Source organism: Streptomyces fuscigenes (assembly GCF_021556455.1).
Taxonomy (GTDB): domain Bacteria; phylum Actinomycetota; class Actinomycetes; order Streptomycetales; family Streptomycetaceae; genus Streptomyces; species Streptomyces fuscigenes.
This window is the reverse complement of the sequence record NZ_JAKGCV010000306.1, coordinates 1-6,722: the sequence shown is the minus strand read 5'-3', so window position 1 is coordinate 6,722 and position 6,722 is coordinate 1. Positions and strand designations below refer to the sequence as shown.

Here is a 6,722-nt window from a genome sequence, read left to right as displayed (position 1 = left end):
GCCGCCGCGTCGAGTCGCCGGTGGTCCAGAAGGTGCTCGCCGTCGGCGACGGCCTCGGCGTGCGGGGCGCGCACGGCCCACGCGTGCACCGCCACCGCCAGGGCGGTGGCGTCGGGCCCGGGCGGCGGGACCCTCCCGGCCCGGGAGGCCCCCGGCTCGGTCGTGGCCGCGGGCCGGGGTGCGGGGGACCTCATCGTGCCTCCGTCGTCCGGGGGGCCGCGCCGGCCGGCGGGGCGGGCGGCGGCGTGTCCGTCCGCCGCAGTTCGTCCTCGATCAGTGCTGCCACGCGCGGTATCTCGTCGCTCTCCAGCAGGTCCCAGTGCCCGCAGGACACCGGCTCGACGAGCAGCCCGCCGCCCGCGCGCCGGCGCCAGAAGTCCCTGGCCGCACCGCCGTCGTCGGCCGTGTCGGACGCGTCCGCCGCCTGCACGAACACCAGCCGGGCGAAGGTCTCCGGCACGTCGTAGTCCCGCGCGGTCATCCGGTTGTGGTTGTAGATCCGGTGGTAGCGGTCCACCTGCTCGTCCTCGATGCCGGGATACATCCCGTTGAACCGCACCAGCTTCTCGCGGAACTCGGCCGCGTCCACCGGCTCGACCGCCGCGCGCTCGGCGGGGTCGTCCGACGCGAGGGTGTCGAGCAGGACGACGGAGAGCCGCTCGTGTCCGGCCGCGGCGAGCATACGGCCCATCTCGTGCGCGACGAGGCCGCCGTAAGAGAGGCCGCACAGCACCAGTGACTCGCCGGGTACGGGGGCGACGAGGCGAAGGTACTCCCGGGCCATGGCCTCGACGCTCGGCAGCGCCCGCTCGCCCGGTTCGATGCCGGGCGACTGGATGCCGCTGACGCCCACGGAGGCGGGCAGGGCGGCCGCGAGCGGGAGATAGCAGAAGGCCGTTCCGCCGGCGGGGTGCACGCACACCACGCGCTGCCCGCCGTCGCCCGGCCGGAACTCGACGAGACTGCCCGCGTCCGGCGCGGACGAGCCCGTGCGCAGCCGCGCGGCCAGTGCCTCGATCGTGGGGTGGCGCAGCACGTCCTGCACGGGCAGGGCCACCCCGAACTCCTCGCGCACGGCGTGGGCCACCTTGATCGCCGAGAGCGAGGTCCCGCCGACGGCGAAGAAGTCGTCGCGGACGCCGACCGAGGGATGCAGGAGCACCCGGCTCCATATCCGGTGCAGGGCCATCTCCGTGCGGTCGCGGGGGCTCGCCGTGTTGACCTGGTCGGCGGGCGCTGCCGGCATCCGCTCCAGGAGGGCCGTCCGGTCGAGTTTGCCGCTGCGGTTGACCGGCAGGCGCTCCACCTCCAGGAAGACGGACGGGATCATGTGGTCGGGCAGCAGCGGCGCGAGCGCGGCGCGCCGGCCCCCGGGCGGCGCGCCGTCCGCCGACGCGATCGCGGCGACCAGGCGCTGCTCGCCGGCGGCGTCGCGGTCGGCGAGGACCGCCGCCTCCCGTACGCCGGGCAGTCGCAGCAGGGCGGCCTCGACCTCCCCCGGCTCCACCCGGAAGCCGCGCAGCTTGACCTGGTCGTCGGCCCGGCCCGCGTACATCGCGGTGCCGTCCGGCAGCCAGCGCGCCAGGTCGCCCGTGCGGTAGACGCGTTCGCCCGGCAGGAACGGGTCGGGCAGGAAGCGCTCGGCCGTGAGGTCGTCGCGGTGCAGATAGCCCCGGGCGAGGCAGGCGCCGCCGAGGAAGACCTCGCCGACCACGCCGGCCGGGACCGGCCGCAGCCGCCCGTCCAGCAGGTACAGCCGGGTGCCGGGCAGCGGCCTGCCGATCGGGCTCGGCCGCTCCAGGGGCCGGGGGTCCGTGTACGCGGTGCTGTAGAGGGTGGCCTCGGTGGGCCCGTAGCCGTAGCAGATCCGCAGCTGCGGCAGGTGCTCCCGCAGGCGCGCGAGCGCGGCCTCGGGCAGCGACTCGACGCCCGTGAGCAGCCGCCGCAGGGACAGTCCGGCCAGGCGCTCAGCGGGTGCCTCGTCGATCCAGCGCACGTACGCGGGCGGCAGGAACGCCTGGACGACGTGGTGCTCGCGCAGCCAGCCCATCAGCTCCCGCGGGTCGCCGCGCAGCGCGTCCGGCACCAGATGCAGGACGCCTCCGGTGGTCAGCGGCAGGACGATCTCGTGCACGGAGGCGTCGAAGCCGGTGCTCGACCAGGCGGACGCGGCCTCCCCGGGGAACGTGCCGAACCGCTCGCACCACCCGAGCATCAGGTTCATGACACTCCCGTGGGTGACGGCCACGCCCTTGGGCCGGCCCGTCGACCCGGAGGTGCAGATCACGTACGCCAGGTCGCCGGCGCCCACCCCGACCCCGGGGCCGCGCTCCGCATCGCCACCGCTTGGCCCCTCGGCCTCCAGCGCGGCGAGGGAGGCCCAGCCGCCGGGCGTCCGCGGGGCGTCGCTGAGCACGATCGCCGGGACGGCGTCCGCGGCCATCGACCGCAGCCTGTCGAGCGGTTGGGCCGGATCGAGCGGGAGGTAGGCGGCACCGGCCTTCCACACCGCGAGCACCGCCGCGACCAGTGCGGGTGAGCGGCCCGCGTGCAGACCCACCACGTCGCCGTGCCGCACGCCCCGCGCGACCAGGGCGTGCGCGAGGCCGTTCGCGCGGCGCTCCAGTTCCGCGTACGTGAGGGACGTCCCCCCGGCGAACAGCGCGGGCGCGTGAGGCCGCTCGCGCACCTGGGCCTCGAAGGCGGTGACCGCGCCGCCCTGCCACGCGGCGGGCACGTCCGGGCCGGGGCCGCCGTCGCTCCACTCGGTGAGCAGGCGGCGCTCCTCCCCGGGGCCGAGCAGGGACAGCGAGGCGAGTTCGCGTTCCGGGTCCTCGGCCAGCTGCGCCAGCAGCCGTACCAGGAAGCCGGCGAAGCGCTCCGCGGTCGCCTTGTCGAACAGGGCGGTGGCGTAGTCGAGTTCGCCCTCGATCAGCCCGTCGCGCTCAGCCAGCGCGAGGGCCAGGTCGAACTTCGCGTGCGCGACGGGCACCGGGATCCGCGCCATGGTGACGCCCGGCAGCCGCATCAGGTCCTCGTCCGCGGGCACCCACGCGCACAGCGTCTGGAACAGGGGCGTGTGGCCCGTGCCGCGTGGGGGGTTGACGGCCTGGACCACCCGCGAGAAGGGCAGGTCGACATGGCCCAGCCCCTCGCGCAGGGCCCGCCGCACCTCGCGCGCCAGCGCGGCGCCGGTCCTCGATGCGGCCACGTCCACGCGCAGCGCCAGGGTGTTGACGAAGAAGCCCATGACGTCGTCGGCACCGCGGCCGCGACGGTTCGCCGCCGGCAGCCCGACAACGATGTCGTCCTCCCCGCTCAGCCGCGCGAGCAGCAGGTACCAGCCGGCCAGGACGGCCGCGTAGAGGGACACCCCGCAGCCCTCGGCGAACCGCCGCAGCCCGGCCGTCACCTCCGCGTCCACCAGCACCGGGACCCGCCCGCCGCCGAGGTCCTGCACGGGTGGCCTCGGCCGGTCCCCGGGCAGCTCAAGCAGTGGGGGCGCGCCCGTCAACTGCCGCTTCCAGTAGGCCTCGTGGGGGGCCGGGCCGTCCTCTCCCGGCAGGGCCAGCCAGGCGCGCTGCTCGCGCGCGTAGTCGGCGTACCGGAGGCCGGCCGGCGGCGGCGGGACCTCCTCGCCGCGCGACAGGGCCCGGTAGAGCGTGCCGAGGTCGGCCAGCATGACGTTCTGCGACCAGCCGTCGAAGACGCTGTGGTGCGCGAGGAAGACCAGTACGTGCTCCTCGGGCCCCAGCGTCAGCAGCCGCGCACGGAAGAGGGGAGCCGCCGCGGGATCGAAGGGCGCGGCGCACTCCTCGCGCTGCACCTCCGCGACGCGCGCCGCGGGGTCGGGGTGCCCGGTCAGGTCCTCCCGCACGAGCGCGAAGCCGCCGCCCGGCGCGTCGACCACCTGCTCGGCCGTGCCGTCCGGCGCCGGGACCAGCCGGGTGCGTACGATCTCGTGCCGGTCGGCGAGGGCGTCGAACGCCGCCGCCAGCACGTCCGGGTCGAGCGGCCCGACGAAGCGGAACCCCAGTTGCTCGTTGTACGCGGAGGCCGCTCCCTCGCCCTGGGCGAGTACCCACAGCCGCTCCTGTCCCGCCGAGAGCGGGGCGCGCGGGGCGCCGGATCCGGACTCGCCGGGGCGCCGGAGCGCCGCTGCGGACGGCCGGGAGGCGGTGGTGCCGTGGAGGGTTCGCGGTGCGGACAAGATCAGCCCTTTCCCCTGCTGTGCGCGGTACGGGAAGCACGATCGAGGCGCACCGGCGCCTTCCGGTACGCGAGGGGTGGCCGCGGGCCCGCCCGGAAGCCGGCGCGAGCGCGGACCGGCACGTCGGCCTCGACGTGCCCTTTTCCATCCAGGAGCCGCTGAGCGGCAGTTGGCGGTCGGTCGGGTAGCGGGCCGGTACGGACGTGTCGCCGATTCCGCTTATCCACAGGCGACTTGAGCAACCAGGATCACTCCCGCTCACTTCCGTGTCAATGGCGTCCTGAGCCCCACGGGTGGCGGTGCGCGCGGCGCGGGCTCAGCGCGCCCCGTGCGGGACGAAGCGGTCGACCAGCAGCGCGAGGCGGTCGTCGGCCCGGCCGGCGGGCAGTCGCCCGCCGCGGGTGAGCGTCACGAGTCCGTGCAGCGCCGCCCAGAACGTCTCGACGAACAGGCCGGGTTCGGCGGGCTGGGCATGGCCCGCGAGCGGTTCGACCAAGGCCTCGAAGGCCTCGCGCAGCGGAGCGGGCGTGGCGTCGTCCGCGAAGGGCAGGCCGTTGTCGAGGCTGAACATCGCGTCGTACAGCGCGGGGTTGCGCGCGGCGAAGTCGACGTAGGCCCCCGCCGTGGCGGTCACCGCGTCCCGGCCGGCCGGCCCGCTCCGGGCCGCGGCGCGCAGCGCGTCCGCCAGTTCGGCGAACCCCTCGAGCGCCACCGCCCCCACGATCTCCTTCCTGCCGCGGAAATGGCTGTACAGCACGGGCTGGCTGTACTCGATCCGCTCGGCCAGGCGGCGCGTGGTGACCGCGTCCCACCCTTGCGTCTCGGCGAGTTCACGGGCCGTGGCCACGATCAGCCGGTGGCGGCCGGCCCTCTCGCGTTCCTTGCGTTCACGTACGGACATGCTCGAATTCTAGCAGTGCTAGACATTCAAGCGATGGCAGGTCTAGCATCGTTTCAGAATCTAGCGCTGCTAGATCTACACGGGATCGTTCCTTGGGAGGGGACATGCAGGACGCACTGGCTGTTGTCACGGTCGTCGTGGTCGGCCTGATGGTCGGCGTGGAGTTCGCGGTCGCCGTCTTCGTCAACCCGATCCTCCACCGGCTGCCGGACGACGGGGGGTTGCACGCCCGCAGCGACGGGGCGCGCGTGCTCGGCCGGGTGATGCCGCTCTGGTACTTCGGCTCGCTCGTCCTCACGGGGATCTGGGCCGCACTGGTCTGGGGCGACGAGGGGACCGGGCCGATCGTGTCGGGCGCCGCGCTGCTCGTGCTCAGCATCGTGCTGTCGATCCTGTTCCTCGTGCCGATCAACTCGCGTTCCGCGGCCTGGTCGCGCGAGGGGGCGCCCGCCGACTGGAAGGAGCAGCTGGCGCGTTGGGACAGGCTCCACTACGTCAGACTCGCCGTCATCGTCGCGGCCTTCGCCCTGCTCGCCGTCGCCCTCGCGCGCTGATCCCCGGGGACCGTCGAGGCGGGTGGGACCGGGGGGCCGGCCGGCTCCGGGCCGGGCGGCGAGCCCGAACGGCCGGCCGGGGCGCGGCGGCCGGCGGCAGCACCTCGGGCGGTGGCGGTGGCGTTGGGGGTGGACACCCTCCGGTACGGGCAGACCGGCCGGTGGGGACGCGGACCGGTCGACACGGGCGGGCCGGCCGGTGGGGAGACCGGCCGGTGGGGCGGGCCCGGCGCCGTCCCCGCCGGTCGCCTCAGGGCTCCGCCGGGTGGCCGCCGCCGAGGGGGCCGCTCTCCCCGATCGTGTCGGCGACCTCGACCGTGCTCGTGACCCGAACGAGCGAGGGCGTACGGGGCACGGAACCGAAGCCGAAGCGCACGGGCGGCGCGATCGGCGCCATCGCCCCGAGGTCGGCGCCCTCCCAGGACGCCGAGACCGCGGCGAGCGGCCGCAGGTCGCGTGCGCCGTACCACTCCCTGCGGTCGCCGCCCGCGCTCCCGCGCGTGCGTACCCCGTCGAGCAGTGCGGATGCCGGACGGTCCGTCAGCGCACCCCACGCGGGACGGCGGGCCACCGCGCCGGGCACCGCGCGCAGCGCCAGCCCCAGCGGGCCCCGCGGCCCCACCGCGAAGCGCCACTCGAGCGGTCCGGCGGCGACCTCCCACAGCCGGCCCTCGGTCACGACCTGGACCGGCACCACGCGGACCGTGTCGAAGGAGTACGTGGCGGCGACGAAGTCCGCGGTCTGCCGGGTGGGCGCGAGGAGCGTCCGGTGACCGTCCTGGTCCTCGACCATCACGTCACTGAACGCGCCGAAGGGGGAGAGCGGCCAGTGGCCCAGGACGGCGCGGGTCCCCGACGCCGTGCCCGTGCCGGCGATCCAGCCGTCGAAACGCAGCCGCCGGCGCCGGGCCCTCCCGCCGGAAGTCCGGGTCATCGTCGCTTCCCTCCGCCGCTCACCGCCGTGGCAGCCAGCAGACCACGCGCCACCGGCCGGCGCCACGCGCCACGCGCCCGGACGCCGCGCCGCCATCCGGCGCGCGGGGCGGCCGGCGTCCCG

General features: G+C 75.8%; 5 protein-coding genes. 1 reads left to right on the top strand and 4 read right to left on the bottom strand.

The features are described 5' to 3' along the window. The 3 genes from L1885_RS20755 to L1885_RS20745 all read right to left on the bottom strand — a co-directional run. Positions 1–194: hypothetical protein (locus tag L1885_RS20755; RefSeq protein WP_235798674.1), on the bottom strand; the 194-nt coding region annotated here is incomplete at its 3' end. Then, positions 191–4,210, bottom strand: coding sequence for a non-ribosomal peptide synthetase (locus L1885_RS20750; RefSeq protein WP_235798673.1), 4,020 nt, complete (start codon positions 4,208–4,210; stop codon positions 191–193). The genes L1885_RS20750 and L1885_RS20755, both read right to left, overlap by 4 nt. A 316-nt stretch (positions 4,211–4,526) precedes the next feature. Beyond that, positions 4,527–5,111: a TetR/AcrR family transcriptional regulator gene (locus L1885_RS20745; RefSeq protein ID WP_235798672.1), complete on the bottom strand. Its 585-nt coding sequence runs from the start codon at positions 5,109–5,111 to the stop codon at positions 4,527–4,529. A gap of 104 nt (positions 5,112–5,215) precedes the next feature. Between L1885_RS20745 and L1885_RS20740 the strand changes: the two genes are divergently transcribed. Continuing rightward, entirely contained in the window at positions 5,216–5,665 is a 450-nt protein-coding gene (locus tag L1885_RS20740) for an anthrone oxygenase family protein (RefSeq protein WP_235798671.1), read from the top strand. Positions 5,666–5,915: 250 nt separating this feature from the next. Here the strand turns inward: L1885_RS20740 and L1885_RS20735 are convergent, their stop codons facing one another. After that, on the bottom strand, positions 5,916–6,599 hold the full coding sequence (locus L1885_RS20735; protein ID WP_235798670.1) for a hypothetical protein: 684 nt from the start codon (positions 6,597–6,599) through the stop codon (positions 5,916–5,918). Positions 6,600–6,722: the final 123 nt, after the last annotated feature.

Excerpts from the sequence above, each read along its gene's own strand:
- L1885_RS20745 (WP_235798672.1), bottom strand. The coding sequence starts at position 5,111 with ATGTCCGTACGTGAACGCAAGGAACGCGAGAGGGCCGGCCGCCACCGG.
- L1885_RS20740 (WP_235798671.1), top strand. The coding sequence starts at position 5,216 with ATGCAGGACGCACTGGCTGTTGTCACGGTCGTCGTGGTCGGCCTGATG.
- L1885_RS20735 (WP_235798670.1), bottom strand. The coding sequence starts at position 6,599 with ATGACCCGGACTTCCGGCGGGAGGGCCCGGCGCCGGCGGCTGCGTTTC.